Consider the following 14839-nt stretch of genomic DNA (forward strand, 5'->3'; position numbering starts at 1 on the left):
ATGCCGCCGGTGAGTTCACACTCAGCCCAGGCTGATGCCTGAACCGGCGCGCTCCGGACGGGGTAACTGCGCGTGTAGCCCAGCCAAATCCAGAACGCGCTCTCGCATGCTTCCCTTTACGGGTGTGGGTTTGCTGCCCCCGCTGTTAACACCGACGTGAATCAGCATCTGCTCGCCTGTGGCCGCCGGTCTCTGATCGGCCTCACGAGTGATCACGTGGAAGACATGAAGGCTCTTGTCATCAGCGCCAAGTACCTGTGTGACCACTTGGATGCGGTCGCCGGCGTGCAGTTTCAAGATGCGAGACAAGTGCGTGTCAAGCGTGTGATAGCTGCCGGTGTTTGAGAGGTACTCGTCGTCGACCCCGATGTAACGGAGCAATTCATCCGTGGCGTTGCCGATGAGCTGCAGGAACCGGCTCTCATTGACGCGGCCGTTGTAATCAAGCCAGTCAGACGGTATTTGCTGCGACGGCATTCGCAACGGACCGGGCCCGTGAATGGGTTGTGGAACGTAGTCGCGCAGCTCGTGTTCCCAGCGCATGAGCGTCTCGCCAGCACCACAGCCCTGAGCACGCAGGGCCTGCATCACGGCCACGAGGCAGTCGTCGCGCTTGTGTTCGAGATCAGAGACGGTCATGTTCCCAGCCTCGGCATCCAACTGCTCGGCCAATTTGTCCAGGAGCGCGTCGGTGAGCTCGGGCACCTCGGTGAGCTTGGACACACGCGATTTCAGCGAGGGTCCCATTGCTTCCATGGCGCGGCGTCCCCCCATCTTAGGGATCGCCAAACGGTACGTCTCGATGGGGCCCAAGATTGGCCGACGCAGTCCGAAAGAGTAGCGGACCGCCTCATCGACCTCTTGCACCGTCGCTACATCGTCGTGCACCAGCCATAGGGCCTCGCGCCAGACTGCCTCCTGCAGACGGTTTGCGATGAACCCGTCAACCTCTTTGCGTACTATAAGGGGGTGCATCCCCACGGACCGGTACATCTCCGTGGCCCGCAGCAGCATCTCGGGTGCGGTGCACTGTCCAGCGCACAGTTCTACCAATGGCAGCAGGTGCACTGGGTGGAATGGATGCGCGACCAGCAGGCGCTCGGGATGATCCATCTCCGCCTGCAGCAACGACGGTCGAAGCGTCGAGGTCGAGGAGCAAATCAGGGTCTCAGGAGCTGCCGCCCGGCTGGCCGCCGCAAGCAATTGTTGTTTGAGTTCTAGATTTTCCGGTGCCGACTCCTGCACGAGCTCAACCCCGTGAACCGCGTCCACTACCGATTCCACTACCGTCAAGGTTCCCTCAGTCGGGAGCGGGACTTCCGTCAGGCGCCCATATGCCCGCCGCGCATTAACCAGCATCTCCTCGACTCGCTTGACCGCACCAATCGACGGGCCATACAGCCGCACATCTACCCCGTTGAGGATAAACCGCGCAGCCCACCCGCCGCCGATGACCCCTCCTCCCAGCAGTCCGACCGCTCGTGGCCGCCTCTTCGATGTGAACTTTGAACTCTCAGCCATGTACTTTGGACTCCTCGGTATGACTCTTCAGCGGGCGCTTCTGGCCCTTCATCCGGCTCATCACCCAATCGCATGCGTGGAGTCCCTTGCGCGAGTTCTGCATCAGTCGCTCGCCTGCCCAATGAGAAATACCTTGTCTTTCAACCGAACGCACACGTTCGCACTCACCGGAGCGCAGCGATAACGTTTGGAATTGCATCTGTCCGGCCGAGACGGCCGGACTGGACAGCGCGCCAGGGATGCCGGTGAACCAAAAGGTCGTCAAATCGTCGGGCACTCCGTCAGCCGACGAGCCCCGCTCGGGTTCGGGATCACACACGTTGATGGGCCAACCCCTGCGGGCCGCCCGCGCCGCCGAGCGCACGAGTTGCTCCCGAGGCACCGGCAGATGAGAGTTATGCTCCGTATTCGGACCAGCTCTTGTTACCGCACAGGTGTTAAAAACTTCGGGAATCATTCTCTTGCTCCTGTGATTACTCTCTTTTGCCGAACCCTCTAAATCCGACATGCTCTTCTTTGCGTTGGCTCAAACCGCAAGCAGAGTTAGCAAATTGATGACGAGCACCGAGCGGATATCATCGGGCGCGCGCCTTGCAACAGGTCGCCGCGAACCCGTGCCGCAGTCCTCATCTAGCAATCTGCGTACCACCCGCGAACTTCGTGCGGCGGCCTATTTGAGACCAGGAAGGACGTCGACCTGCCGGGCTACTCTCTCATCGACGTTGATGGTAGTTGGACTTCCCACATTGCCGTAGTCAACTGGACAAGCTGTCATGACAAACCGCGTTCCTCGGGCTTCATGAAACACCTAATCTCGGTGTCCATCAAACCGGCAACAGCTCTTCGCCTTCATCGAAGGCTTGTTTGCGGCGCGGCAATCAGGATGGAAGAGCGCATTGCCTCGCCCTAATTGTTACCGGATGCTGAGCCGTTGCCTCACGTAAATTGCTCCCTTGGATCGGGAGCGAGCGGGGGCGAAGATGGGGTGGCTAAGCATGGCAACGCGGAAGGAACTGACGGCGGCAGCAGGCGCGCGCTATCGGCGTTCGGATCGCGCGAAGAAGACGCGGATATTGGACGAGTTCGTCGACATCACCGGATTCCATCGCAAGCATGCGATGCGACTACTTCGAGGTCAGGAAGACGCGCGCCCAAGCCGAAGGGCGCGACGTCGAATGTATAATGAGGTAGAACACAACGCGCTCGTGCTCCTTTGGGAGGCGTCAGACCGGATCTGCGGGAAGCGGCTGAAGGCGTTAATGCCTGCGTTGATTGAGGCGATGGAACGGCATGGCCACCTCGACCTTGCCCCCGAGATCCGCGACAAACTTTTGGCAATGAGCGCTGCGACGATCGACCGCGCATTGGTGCGGGTCCGAGAAGGATTAGGTCGCAAGCGTCGGCGGCACGCGACGCACTCGTTGCGTCGCAGTGTTCCAATAAGGACGTCGGCAGATTGGAATGATCCGGCGCCTGGATTCGTCGAGGCCGACCTTGTCGCGCATAGCGGTCCATCTGCGCGCGGCAGCTTCATCCAGACCCTCGTGCTCACCGACATTGCTACCGGCTGGACGGAGTGCGCTCCTCTGATCGTGCGCGAACAGACGCTGTTGAGCACGGTCCTGACGGAATTGCGCAAACAATTGCCTTTTGCGCTGCTCGGCTTCGATACTGACAATGATACGGTGTTCATAAACGAGACGCTGAAAGCCTACTGCGAGGCGGCCAACATCGTCTTCACGCGCTGCCGGCCCTACCGAAAAAATGACCAGGCGTTCGTCGAGCAGAAGAACGGCGCCGTCGTGCGCAGGATAGTCGGCTATCGTCGGTTCGAGGGCCTGGAAGCGGCCAAGCTGCTGGCTGAACTCTATCGATCGGCGCGGCTGTTCGTGAACTTCTTCCAACCCTCGTTCAAATTGATAGCCAAGCAGCGCGAAGGTGCCCGTGTACGCAAGACATACAGCGCGCCGGCTACACCACACCAGCGCCTGGCAGCGGACGCCCGCACGCCTGACGCTGTCCGCCATCATCTCCAAGAAATCTATGCCGCTCTCGATCCAGTCGCGTTGTTGCGCGACATCCGCGACGTGCAGGAGCGCCTCGCGGCCCTCGCTGATACCCAACCAATCGGCCATCCTGCTGTGGCATCGCAACCGATCGATCGCTTCCTGGCAAGCTTGCGCACGGCCTGGAAGGACGGAGCCATGCGACCGACGGATCGGCCACTCGTGAAGACGAAAAGAGGCCGACGTCGTCCCGACCCGCTGATCCGGGCAACGCCAGATTTGCGAAAATGGTTTGACGCTGAGCCTTGGCGGACTGGCAGCGAACTGCTCTCGCGCTTGCAGATGGAATATCCTGGAGCCTATCCGAAGAAGCTTCTTCGAACCCTTCAACGTCGGCTGAAATCCTGGCGCAGCGAGCAAGCGAATGCGCTGCTGTTCGCTCCTAGCGAGAAAACGCCGCCAGGGTACGAGGTCACAACACCCCAATGACGTGCGAGGTACCAGCGGAGGAGGCCGGGCGCTCCGAAACCCCGGCCATCTCCGCACCCGGCCTCCTCCTCAACTCAGGCCAGGAGCAAAATAAATGAGGCAACCGATCGCACCCGGGAGCATCAGTACATGAGGCAATACGGCTTCCCATCCAGATTGTCGCGCTATACTTGTTCAATCGAACCCGGCTTCACTCCGCCATCGGATATACCGCCCCGATCGAGATCGAGCTAAAGACTGCGAACCCTATCCGCTCATTTGGGGGAAGATCAGTCTTCGCGAATCGGTGCTGCGACGCTGGGTGGATAAGCTCCGGCAGGAGCCGGCATCGGCGGCGTGGCGCCCCCCCACGCAGGCGACGCCGATGGCGGCGGACCAGGCTTCGGAGATCGCACGGCTGGGCCAGGAGAACGAACGGGTCCGCATGGAGCGCGACATTTTAAAAAACCGTCTAGCACAGCGGCGCGCCTGTGCGGCTTAGAAACAGCCTTGTATACCCTCCCGGCTGGGAGGGTAGCGGCCGGTTGATTATTGGAGGCTCACCCCCCCCGTTAAAAAGATGGTCCATGGGTGCATGCGGACTTGAGAGTGGTGACGCTGCTTCGACAGCGATCCCGATTAGGAAGATGACGATTGGCATAGCCCAGACGCTCCTACTCACTCATTGATTGGAGGATTGCCATGCCCAAGAGGACGACCGAAGCCCGACCGGAACTGAAGCTGATCGACGTCGGGGCCGCGGCCATCGACATCGGATCAAGGCTGCATAGGGCTGCGGTTAACCCCACCGATTCTAACGACGCAGCTGTGCGCTCTTTTGGCACATTCACCCAAAACCTGCATGATCTGGCAGATTGGTTCAAAGCCTGCGGCGTGACGAGTGTCGCGATGGACTCTACCGGATCAATTGGGATCCCCGTCTACGAGATTCTGGAGCAGCGCGGGTTTGATGTGATTTTTGGTCAATGCGCGCTACGCCAAGAACGTTCCTGGACGCAAGACCGACGTCAGCGACGCTGCGTGGCTGCGCGAGCTTCATTCCTCTGGCCTCTTACGTGGCAGCTTCCGATCCTTCGATGAAGCGGAAGCTCATGTCCGGGTTCCGGCGAAGATCGCGATCGACTTCCTAAGAAACAGCCAGTTTCGCGTCTCAACCTCCGAACTGCACTCTACGGAGTGCCGGCGTCGATCTGACCGGGATCCATGGATTTCTACCACAGCTGGCATTGAACTTTGTAAGCTTGTCGGCGAGTGTGGCACCGATCTGAGGGCCTGGCCGAGTGCTAAGCACTTCACTTCCTGCCTCTGCCTTGCACCCGGCAACAAAATCTCCGCGGCAAGGTTCCCGGAATGGTCTGGAATTCAAAACCTAGCGACTTGGCACCGCGTCGAAGGTTCGCAAAAATGCGGCTGCGGTATTGTTGCTCATAGCCGGTTGGCACCTGGATCCCTGTAGCTCATGCCGTGCCGAAGAGTGTTTAAAAATAGAACTGTGATCGTCCCAGCGGTCGCTGTCACCGCTTTTGACTTACCCCCATGTGACGATAGTCGGCGATAGAATGCGTCGCTACGTCCGACGGTCGTTGCTGCCAACCGCAACAGTGCGGCTGCCCCACTAGGATCTCCGTGTCCGCGACGAAAGCAATCTTCGCTTAGTAGACGTCGTAAAGTTCCAGCGATTGGGTCACGCGAGGACATGTTCGTGTCGATTGTTGCCTACCAGTGCCGCGCGGATCGTCTCGATGGATGAACTCAGCCTTGGCCGATCGAGCAGATGGTGCGTCCGAACTGAAGGTGGGCGTGTTGACTTGCTTAGCCTTGTGCGTAGCTTGGGTCGCTTCCCGGCCAGCTTTTGCGCCCTTACTGTTCAGTGTAGCGATCAGGACTCGAGCTTGCGAGCGCAGTCGAGTTAATCTGCAGCTCCATCATGGGTATCCGCGCCATCATGGCGGCGCCGCGCAGTGTGCGCACTACCGACCGCCGTCATGACCTGCCGACCGCCTGGAAGCATCGCGCGTGGACGCGATGTCAAAGCGAATGGCTTCGGCAGCTTGACAGATGCCGCACTAGCTGCAGATCATCCGGAAGCGTCTCGAAGGCCACTCGCAACTGCCCCCCCGTTTCGAACCGGACACCGGCGTTAGCCGGAGGAGCTAGGTGTGGAGCCTCAAGAGGTTGACCTCAGTCAGACCGAGGCGGCTGATCGGGGTTTGTGACTTTATACCACCATGAGGCCGGTGCCAGTTGTATCGATGCAGCCAGATCGGCAGCTCTTGGGCGCGGCGATTGGAGGTTGGATAGGCTTTGGCATAAGCCCATTCCCGTAGTGCGGTTTGGATGAAGCGCTCTGCCTTGCCATTCGTTCTCGGCGTGTAGGGTTTGGTGCGGATGTGCTTGATGCCCAGGTCGCGGCACGCCTCGCCGAAGGCGTGAGATCGGTAGCAACCGCCATTGTCGGTCATGACGCGCGTGACGGTGACCCCAAGGCCTCCATAATAAGCCACAGCCGCCTTGAGAAAAGACACCGCGCTGTCCACCGTCTCGTCCGGTTTGATCTCCGAGAAAGCGACGCGGGAATGGTCGTCAATGCAGACGTGGACGAACTCCCAGCCGACGCCTCGGCTCCTGTTTGGACCACTTGAATCGCCGGTGATGCGATGACCAACCCGCTCGAAACGCCCGAGCTTTTTGATGTCGATGTGAATGATCTCGCCTGGAGACTCACGCTCATAACGGCGCTCCGGCTCGGCCGGTTCAAGATCGCGGATCCGGTTCAAGCCCAAACGACGAAGCACTCGGCTGACCGTGGCTGGCGACACCTTGACCTCGATTGCGATTTGCTGGCCGGTGTGGCGCTGCCGGCGCAAGGCCTCGATGGCGGTGCACGTGGCCGGCAGGGTTTGGCTCGGCGATGAATGAGGTCGAGACGAGCGGTCGAGCAAGCCAGCCACACCGTTCTCGCGGAAGCGCTTGACCCATTTGGCGACCGTCTTCGGCGTCGTGTTGAAAAGGTCAGCCGCGCCGGCCTGGCTCAACCCACCCTCGACTACGCTTCGCACCATCGCCTCTCGACCTTTGGGCGTCAAAGGCGCATTCTTGTGGACGTTCATCTGGTCTTTCCTTGGAACACTGAAGCTTCGCAACCTCAGCTTCCTCGGTTCAGACCAGATGGACAACCTCTTGAGAGACCACAGCTAGGCCTAGTCCTAGGAGCCTGTCTGAGTATTTCGTTGCCGTATCGATCTGATCGCGATTCAATTTTTGAATGAAGACATTTCGCCCTAGGGATGTTGACCAAGACTGGCTGCTCCCACCCTCGCTAGGCGAGTTTGTGCCGGCCGATCATATCGCTCATTTCGTCCGCGATCTGGTTCGGCACCAACTTGACCTAACCCCCTTTCGAGTTACGACGACGATCGTGGATACGCGCCGTACCACCCGGGTGTGATGGTCGCTCTGCTCCTATATGCCTATACACAGAGCGTTTATTCGTCGCGACGGATCTCCCGGTGCTGTGAGGAGCGTCTGGATTTCATGGCGTTAACCGCTATGAACAGACCGGACTTCCGTACCATTAGTGATTTTCGGAAGCGTCATCTCTCCACTTGCGGATCTGTTTCTGCAAGTTCTCCGACTGTGCCGCGCAGCGGGCTTGGTGAGCCTCGGCCACGTCGCTGTCGATGGCACGAAGTTGAAGGCGAATGCCTCCCGTCACAAAGGCGATGAGCTATGCCCGCATGCGGCAAAGTGAGAGCGAGCTGGCATCCCAGATCGCCAGCTGGTTCGAAACGGCAGAGCGCCATGATGGCGTAGACGACGCCGAACATGGATCATGTCGAGGCGATGAGATGCCTGCGTGGATCAAAACAAAACAAGAGCGTCTTGATCGCATTCGAATGGCGAAGACGGTACTCGAAGAGGAGGCGAGGCGCGACGCAGGGATGGTCGACCCTAACGGGCCTGGACCATCTTCTGGAATGCGGACTTATGGGCGACCCAATCGCTCGCTTGACTGAAAACCACCCGAGAGAGCGCAGCGCAACTTCACCGATCCAGACAGTCGTATATTGCCCACGAGAGATGGATTTATTGCGGGGTACAATGGTCAACTCGAGGTTGATGCGGAAAGACAAATCATTGTCTCGCACCGCTGATAACGAACAGCGGCGAAGTTGATGGACTGATCCCACTGATTGACGCTACGAGGGCAGCATTCGGACGGAAGCCAATCGAGATTTCGGCGGACAATGGGTTTGCGAGCGAAGCTAAGGCTCTGGCTGAGCGAGGTATCAGCGCCTATTTGGCCTGCCGACGAGGTCGGCGCCGGGATGTGCCGAAAACAACATGGAGGCGGCTCAAGAAGCAGTCGCGGATGATGGCAATGGCAGCCAAGCTTAAACGCGGTGGCTATCGGAGTCGATATCGGCTGAGAAAGCAAGTGGTCGAGCCAGTGTTTGGACAAATCAAACAGGCGAGAGGTTTTCGTCAATTCTTGCTGCGAGGGCTCGACAAAGTGCGGTGTGAGTGGGCGTTGGTTTGCACTGCCCACAATCTTCTTAAACTGGCTGGCGCCCGCTAATCTCAAACGGGCGCGATGCAAAAAATACGACCTCTCTCCTCCGCGTACGCTAAGGCATTACTCAGACGGGCTCCTATAGGCATCCTATGTCCGACACGTTTTCGAAGGTGGAAGTCATCACCGGCGTTGCCCGGCGGCGGCGGTTTACGGCGGAGCAGAAGCTTTTGGTCGTCAACGAGACGCTGCAACCGGGCATGTCGATCAGCTATGTTGATCGTCGCCATGGGCTCTCTCCGAGCCTGGTCTTCCGATGGAGACGGCTGATGAGTGAAGGGGGCGAGGAAGCGGTGCGGACCGACGAGAATGTGGTCGCCGCGTCCGAGGTCCGGCGGCTGGAGGAACGGGTTCGAGACCTCGAACGCCTGCTGGGCCGCAAGACCATGAGATCGAGATCCTCAAGGAGGCTCTTGATCTTGCACCGGTAAAAAAACCGACCTTGCTGTCGCGATCGCAGGCACGGGAGGATACCCGTGAAACGGATCACAAAGACCCTCGGGGTGGCCCGTTCCAACCTGATTGAGCGAGCGGGTGGCAAGCGCCCGAAGCGTGGTCCCCAGACGCGCGCCGGGGATGCGGAGCTCACGTCTGATATCCGTCGCCTGGTGGATAGCCGCCCAAGCTATGGATACCGGCGGATCGCCGCGCTCCTCAAGCGCGAGCGGCGATCCGCCGGTAACGATCCTGTCAACGCCAAGCGCGGCTACCGACTGATGAAGAAGAGCGGCTTGTTGCTGGCCCGGCATACAGGGCGCCGCACCCGCGGGCCCATGACGGAACGATCATGACAAGCCGCTCCAACGAGCGTTGGTGTTCGGAGGCCTGGAGTTCACCCGCTGGAATGGGGAGATCGTGCGGGTTGCCTTTGCCCTGGACAGCCACGACCGCGAGGTCATGAGCTGGGTGGCCACAACGGCTGGGATCTCCGGCGAGATCATCCAGGACATGATGGTCCACTGTGTCGAACAGCGGTTCGCCGACATCCGGGCTCCGCGCAAGGTGCAATGGCTGACCGACATGGATCCATCTTCGCCGCCTATCCTACCCTTGAGATTGCCGCCGCCCTGAACCTCGAGCCCTGCTGCGTGTTCCAGCCGATCGTGATCACCGTTTCCAGCCGATCGTGATCGCTATTTCCAGCGATCATGATGGGGGACAACCAGGAGGCGTCCACCGCTGACAGTCTGTAACCGGGGTAGCTCGGTCTTTTGCCCAACCGCAGAGGATCGAGATGCCTACAGAGAGACTGTCCATGCGCCACGTTCGCGAAGTTCTACGCCTGCACTACAGCGTCGGCATGTCGCAGCGCGCCGTTGCCCGCAGCCTCGGTCTGGCCCAGGGCACGGTCAGCAAGTACCTCAATCGAACCCGCCGCGCCGGCCTGACCTGGCCGTTGCCGCCCGAGCTGGATGACGACGTCCAGCTCGAGAACCGCTTGTATCCGCCACCCTCCGATCGGCCCAGCGACGAGCGACCGCAGTCGGATTGGACGCTCGTGCATCGCGAGTTGCGGCGTCCGAACGTCACGCTGATGCTGTTGTGGGAGGAGTATTGCGACGCAAACTCCGACAGCTTCAGCTATTCGTGGTTCTGCGAACGCTACAAGGAATGGGCCGGCCGCCTCAAGCCGACCCTGCGCCAGGTTCATGTCGCCGGCGAGAAGCTGCGTCGACTATTCCGGCCACACCATGGAGGTAGTTGACGGGCTCAGCGGTGAGGTGCGCAGCGCGCAGATCTTCGTCGCTGTGCTCGGCGCCTCGAACTACACCTACGCTGAGGCCAGCCTCAGCCAGAGCCTGCCGGACTGGATCGGCTCCCATAGGGCTTTTTGCTTTTTCGGCGGTGTGGCCCGGCAGACGGTGAGCGACAATCTGAAGGCCGGCATCACCCGGGCCTGCTTTCACGAGCCGATGGTCAACCGGACCTATGCCGATCTCGCCCGCCATTACCGTACCGCCATCATGCCGGCACGGCCGTATCGGCCGCGCGACAAAGCCAAGGTCGAAGTCGGGGTCCAAATCGTCGGGCGATGGATTCTGGCGCGCCTGCGCAACCGCCGTTTCTTCTCGCTCGCCGCCCTCAACGAGGCGATCCACGCGCTGCTCGTCGATCTCAACAATCGACCGTTGCGGAGCTGGGGGCGAAGTCGGCGCGAACTGTTCGAGGAGCTCGATCGTCCGGCGCTCACGCCCTTGCCAGATGAACCGTACGAGTATGCCGAGTGGAAGCGCTGCCGGGTCAAGCTCGATTATCACGTCGAGATCGCCAAGCATTACTACAGCGTCCCTCACAACCTCGTGCATCAGGAGGTTGAGGCTCGCGTCACCCAAAAGACCGTCGAGATCTTCCTCCGCGGCAAGCGGGTGGCCTCGCATCTGCGCAGCACCTTGCCGCATCGCCCGACCACGGTTCCCGAGCATATGCCGAGCTCGCATCGCCGCTATCGCGACTGGACCCATGAGCGCATTCGTTCCGAAGCCGCCAAGGTCGGCCCCGACGCCGACACGCTGATCGACGTCATCCTGCGGTCGCGGCCGCATCCGGAACAGGGCTTCCGTTCGGCCATCGGCATTCTTAAAGGGCATGATGTTTTCAGCGCTCAAACCCGGTGGAGAGGACCGGTCGTCCGGATTAGTCTGTCCAAGCCGGGATAGGGGCGCTGGAGCACGAAACGGTGGCAGGCCGCCATGACCATGAGCTGTGAGCTCGCTTTGTTACTTGGCCGCCCCTACGACTTGCCCGGCTGCGCTGCGAGCGCGGATCCGTAGATGTCGTGCAAGCCACTGGCTCCTGAGACAAAGGAGAAGCAAGCATGCAAATCGTCGGCATGGACATCCACCGATCCTTCGCCGAAGTGGCGATCCTGGAGGACGGAACAATAATCCGACAGCTCCGCGTTGATCTCGTCCACGATCGGCTTGTCGCCTTTGCCAAGACACTCAGCCTCGAGGATGAGGTGGTCATCGAGGTAACGGGCAACAGCGCGGCGGTCGAACGTATTCTGCGCCCGCACGTTAAGCGCGTCGCGGTCGCCAATCCGAGGCTCGTTCGGGCGATCGCCTATGCGCGAGTCAAAACGGACAAGGTCGATGCTGGGACCCTGGCAAAGTTGCATGCTGCTGGCTTCTTGCCGGAGGTCTGGGTGGCTGACGAGGACACCTACAGCCGCCGGCGCCAGATGGCCGAGCGCGCTGGCGTCTTGGCGCAGATCATCCGGATTAAAGGACGAATGAAGGCTATCCTGCATGCCAACCTCATCCCGCCCTACAAAGGCTATCTCTTCGGCAAGCACGGACAGCATTGGCTGGACAGTCTGCCTCTTCCATCGGAGAAGCGTGCGATGCTCCAGCGTCTTATCACGGAACTCGAACGCGTGACGAAGCAACTATCGGAAATCGACAAAGTCGTGGCCCAACAGGCTTTGGACGATCCACGGGCTCTCAAGCTGATGACGATCCCCGGCGTGAGTTCGGTCGCCGCATCGAGTGTACTGGCCTCCATCGGCGACATCGCACGCTTCCAATCACCGGATAAGCTCAGCAGCTACTTCGGTTTGACCCCTCGAGTTCGGCAATCGGGAGAGCATCCGCCAAGGCATGGTCGTATCTCGAAACAGGGCAATCGTGACGCCCGCAAGATGCTGGTTGAAGCGGCCTGGTCGGCCAAGACGGCGCCCGGGCCGCTGCGGGCCTTCTTCAATCGCATGCAAAAGAAGCATGGGGCTGGAGTCGCGGCCGTCGCCACGGCACGTAAGCTCGCAGTGATGATCTGGCACGTCCTGAGGACCGGGAAAGATTATGCTTACGCACGACCGGCGTTCACAGCGATGAAACTCCGGAAGGTGGCACTCAAGGCTGGAGCGCCTCGTGCCTATGGCAAGGCTGGCCCGGGTCGGGACTACTGGATCAAGGAACTGCGTGAGCGGGAAGCTGGCTATGTCGCACGCGTCGAGCAGGCGTACGAGCGGATGGTGGCGGCCTGGAAGGAGAAGCCAAAAAAAGTGGCCTTGAACTGACGATAGGGCTTCTCAACACCATCGGTGGTCAAGCGCTACGGCCAGGAACGCGTCGACGCCGCCTGCGCCCGTGCCCTTCTGCTCAACGCCCGTTCCTACAAATCGGTCGCCGCCATCCTCAAGAACGGCACCGACAGAACCGCTCCTCCCACCGAGGGGCGCCCATCCTCTTCCACGCCAACATCCGTGGCCGCAGCTACTACAACTGATCAGGAGATCATCGTGCTCATTCACCCCACTGTCGATCGCTTGCGCGCCCTCGGTCTCGCCGCCATGGCCGATACCCTCGTCGAACTGCAGAACAATCCCGAGGCGGCCGAGATGCCGCACGCCGAGTGGCTCGGCCTCCTCGTGGATCGCGAGGTCACCGCCCGCGACAACCGCCGCCTCACGCGCCGCTTGAGCAGTGCCAAACTCCGTCAAGCTGCCGCCATCGAGAACGTCGACTATCGCACCGCTCGCGGCCTCGACCGTTCGCTCTTCCAGAACCTCGCCACCAGCCAATGGATCCGTGAGGCCAACCACCTGGTCATTGTCGGCCCAACCGGCACCGGCAAGTCCTGGCTTGCCTGTGCGCTCGGCAACAAAGCCTGCCGCGACGGCTTCTCCGTCCTCTACAAGCGGGCATCCCGCCTGTTCGCCGATCTCGCTCAGGCGCGCGGCGAAGGCCGTCTGGCGCGCCTGATCGCCGCGCTTGAGCGTGTCAATCTCCTCATCCTCGACGACTGGGGACCTGAACCGCTCACCGCCGACCAGCGTCGTGATCTGCTTGAGATCGTCGACGATCGCTACGACAAGGGATCCTTATTGATCACAAGTCAGGTCCCCGTGTCGCAATGGCATGACGTCATTGCCGATCCCACTCTCGGTGACGCGATATTGGATCGCATCATTCACAATGCGCACCGCCTCGAGCGCAAAGGCGACAGTCTACGGCGTCAGGCTGGCGAAAAGAAAAAACCGTGAGCACCTCGCGCACGATCGCCCCGCCGGCCCACAGGCCCCTCCCGCGCGCGTCGCTACGTCGCTCGTGGGGGCACTCCGCGCCGCGCACGGGGCCCTCCCATGGACCGCCGGAACGATCTTCGAACCAACCCGCCAGCCTTGACGAGGAGGACATTTCCAGCACACATAAATCCGTCAGCCGTGTTCGCCTCCGTCCTGATCACGATCACTGGAATCCGTGATCACCATCGCATGGAACACCTGATCACCATCCCTGGAATGCGCAGCCTGCTTCACGCCGCTCGAAAGCCCCGAGAGCAACGGCATGGCCGAGGCGTTCGTCAAGAGCTTCGAGCGTGACTATGTTCGTGTGAACCCGATCCCTGACGCGAGCACCGCCCTGCAGCGGATCGACCAATGGATGGAGGATTACAACTCAGAACACCCGCACTCCCGGCTGGGCTACTGCTCACCGCGGGAGTACATTGCATCACTCAAACCAGCCGAGTGTCCGATCTGACGGGGGCAACTCCACTTGGTGACGTCCTCGACGATGTTGAGGATGCGGAAGCGTCGCCATTGGCGAACTGGTCGTGGACGAAGTCCAGCGGGCATTTGGCTTGGCTTCGATCACGACCGGCCCACGGCCTTGCGGCGAGCCCGCCGCTTGCGGACGGTGAGCCCTTCCTCGCGATAAAGCCCAGTAGATCCCGCCCTCGCGCCGCAGCAGGACGAACAGGCGGCGATAGCCGAAACGCCTCTCGTTGGCGAGATCGCGCAATCGGCCACGCAGAACTGCCTCTGGCGGGCGGCCGGAGCAATAGCGAATCATTTTCTGACGGCCACCACAATCGAGCAGGCCCGCCGTTCCGACAGGCTCATGACGGACTGCAGATGCGCGACCGCTGCGCGCTTGCCGGCGGGCCCTGCTATTTTTGAAAGGAGCACGCGAAGTGCGACTGCATCGAGCACCTGCTCGGCCAAAAGCTTCTTCAGCTTCCCCGTTCTCCTCCTCCGGGGCGCTCAACCGCTTCGTTTTGGAGACGTCATGCTGCCGAATTTGGCCATTCCAGTTGTGGATTGTCGCCTCGGAGATCCCGTGCTTGCGAGCCAGATCGGTCGTCTTCGCCCCGGCCTCATGCTCCTTCAGCACCCTGATAATCTCCTCTTCCGTGGACCGTGCTCGCTTCATCTGTCCGTCCTTCTTCGGGCCGGACTCTAACTCCTTTGGAAGGAATACTCAGTGGCAGGTCACCCCCAGCGTATCACGACGATTGCGGGTCGGGA

The 14839-nt window shown here is 60.6% G+C and carries 13 protein-coding genes and 3 pseudogenes; 11 read left to right on the forward strand and 5 right to left on the reverse strand.

All coding sequences use genetic code 11. The features are described from left to right. Positions 1–21: 21 nt before the first annotated feature. Together ACVWZ4_RS05315 and ACVWZ4_RS05320 are read right to left on the reverse strand one after the other, a co-directional pair. The gene (locus ACVWZ4_RS05315; protein WP_456701647.1) at positions 22–1521 is read right to left on the reverse strand and encodes a 3-hydroxyacyl-CoA dehydrogenase NAD-binding domain-containing protein; all 1500 of its coding nucleotides are present in this window, start codon (positions 1519–1521) and stop codon (positions 22–24) included. Then, entirely contained in the window at positions 1514–1978 is a 465-nt protein-coding gene (locus tag ACVWZ4_RS05320) for a hypothetical protein (protein ID WP_456701646.1), read from the reverse strand. The genes ACVWZ4_RS05315 and ACVWZ4_RS05320 overlap by 8 nt, the downstream gene beginning before the upstream one ends. 523 nt (positions 1979–2501) lie before the next feature. Here ACVWZ4_RS05320 and ACVWZ4_RS05325 point away from each other — a divergent pair. Together ACVWZ4_RS05325 and ACVWZ4_RS05330 are read left to right on the forward strand one after the other, a co-directional pair. Beyond that, entirely contained in the window at positions 2502–4016 is a 1515-nt protein-coding gene (locus ACVWZ4_RS05325; RefSeq protein WP_456701585.1) for an ISNCY family transposase, read from the forward strand. Positions 4017–4697: 681 nt separating this feature from the next. Beyond that, positions 4698–5096, forward strand: coding sequence for a hypothetical protein (locus ACVWZ4_RS05330; protein WP_456705363.1), 399 nt, complete (start codon positions 4698–4700; stop codon positions 5094–5096). A gap of 1073 nt (positions 5097–6169) precedes the next feature. Here the strand turns inward: ACVWZ4_RS05330 and ACVWZ4_RS05335 are convergent. Continuing rightward, positions 6170–7126, reverse strand: coding sequence for an IS481 family transposase (locus tag ACVWZ4_RS05335; protein ID WP_456701645.1), 957 nt, complete (start codon positions 7124–7126; stop codon positions 6170–6172). Between the two features lie 155 nt (positions 7127–7281). Here ACVWZ4_RS05335 and ACVWZ4_RS05340 point away from each other — a divergent pair. The 8 genes and pseudogenes from ACVWZ4_RS05340 (at position 7282) to istB (ending at position 13573) form a co-directional block, all read left to right on the forward strand. Further along, positions 7282–8595: pseudogene (locus ACVWZ4_RS05340) on the forward strand (transposase). Positions 8596–8681: 86 nt separating this feature from the next. After that, the gene (locus tag ACVWZ4_RS05345) at positions 8682–9020 is read left to right on the forward strand and encodes a transposase (protein WP_456701644.1); all 339 of its coding nucleotides are present in this window, start codon (positions 8682–8684) and stop codon (positions 9018–9020) included. Between the two features lie 45 nt (positions 9021–9065). Next, positions 9066–9380, forward strand: a complete 315-nt coding sequence (locus tag ACVWZ4_RS05350; RefSeq protein WP_456701643.1) for an IS3 family transposase — start codon at positions 9066–9068, stop codon at positions 9378–9380. 22 nt (positions 9381–9402) lie between these two features. After that, the gene (locus ACVWZ4_RS05355) at positions 9403–9660 is read left to right on the forward strand and encodes a hypothetical protein (protein ID WP_456701642.1); all 258 of its coding nucleotides are present in this window, start codon (positions 9403–9405) and stop codon (positions 9658–9660) included. 184 nt (positions 9661–9844) lie between these two features. Further along, on the forward strand, positions 9845–10294 hold the full coding sequence (locus tag ACVWZ4_RS05360) for a sigma factor-like helix-turn-helix DNA-binding protein (protein ID WP_456701641.1): 450 nt from the start codon (positions 9845–9847) through the stop codon (positions 10292–10294). 16 nt (positions 10295–10310) lie between these two features. Continuing rightward, positions 10311–11246 carry an IS21 family transposase gene (istA, locus tag ACVWZ4_RS05365; RefSeq protein ID WP_456790056.1) on the forward strand — a complete coding sequence of 312 codons (936 nt, stop codon included), beginning with the start codon at positions 10311–10313 and terminating at the stop codon, positions 11244–11246. A 173-nt stretch (positions 11247–11419) separates the two neighbouring features. Beyond that, complete coding sequence (locus tag ACVWZ4_RS05370; RefSeq protein ID WP_456705171.1) at positions 11420–12607, forward strand: IS110 family RNA-guided transposase; 1188 nt, start codon at positions 11420–11422, stop codon at positions 12605–12607. Between the two features lie 222 nt (positions 12608–12829). Continuing rightward, the gene (gene istB, locus ACVWZ4_RS05375; protein WP_456705170.1) at positions 12830–13573 is read left to right on the forward strand and encodes an IS21-like element helper ATPase IstB; all 744 of its coding nucleotides are present in this window, start codon (positions 12830–12832) and stop codon (positions 13571–13573) included. Positions 13574–13747: 174 nt separating this feature from the next. On the opposite strand, the gene ACVWZ4_RS05380 is transcribed toward istB, so the two are convergent. Beyond that, complete coding sequence (locus ACVWZ4_RS05380; RefSeq protein ID WP_456763509.1) at positions 13748–13879, reverse strand: hypothetical protein; 132 nt, start codon at positions 13877–13879, stop codon at positions 13748–13750. On the opposite strand from ACVWZ4_RS05380, the pseudogene ACVWZ4_RS05385 reads away from it, so the two are divergent. Then, positions 13842–14072, forward strand: a pseudogene (locus ACVWZ4_RS05385) (integrase core domain-containing protein); the annotation flags it as partial. The gene ACVWZ4_RS05380 and the pseudogene ACVWZ4_RS05385 overlap by 38 nt on opposite strands. A 14-nt stretch (positions 14073–14086) precedes the next feature. Here the strand turns inward: ACVWZ4_RS05385 and ACVWZ4_RS05390 are convergent. After that, a pseudogene (locus ACVWZ4_RS05390) lies at positions 14087–14744 on the reverse strand (transposase); the annotation flags it as partial. Positions 14745–14839 lie beyond the last annotated feature (95 nt).

The organism is Bradyrhizobium sp. USDA 4472 (genome assembly GCF_054058595.1).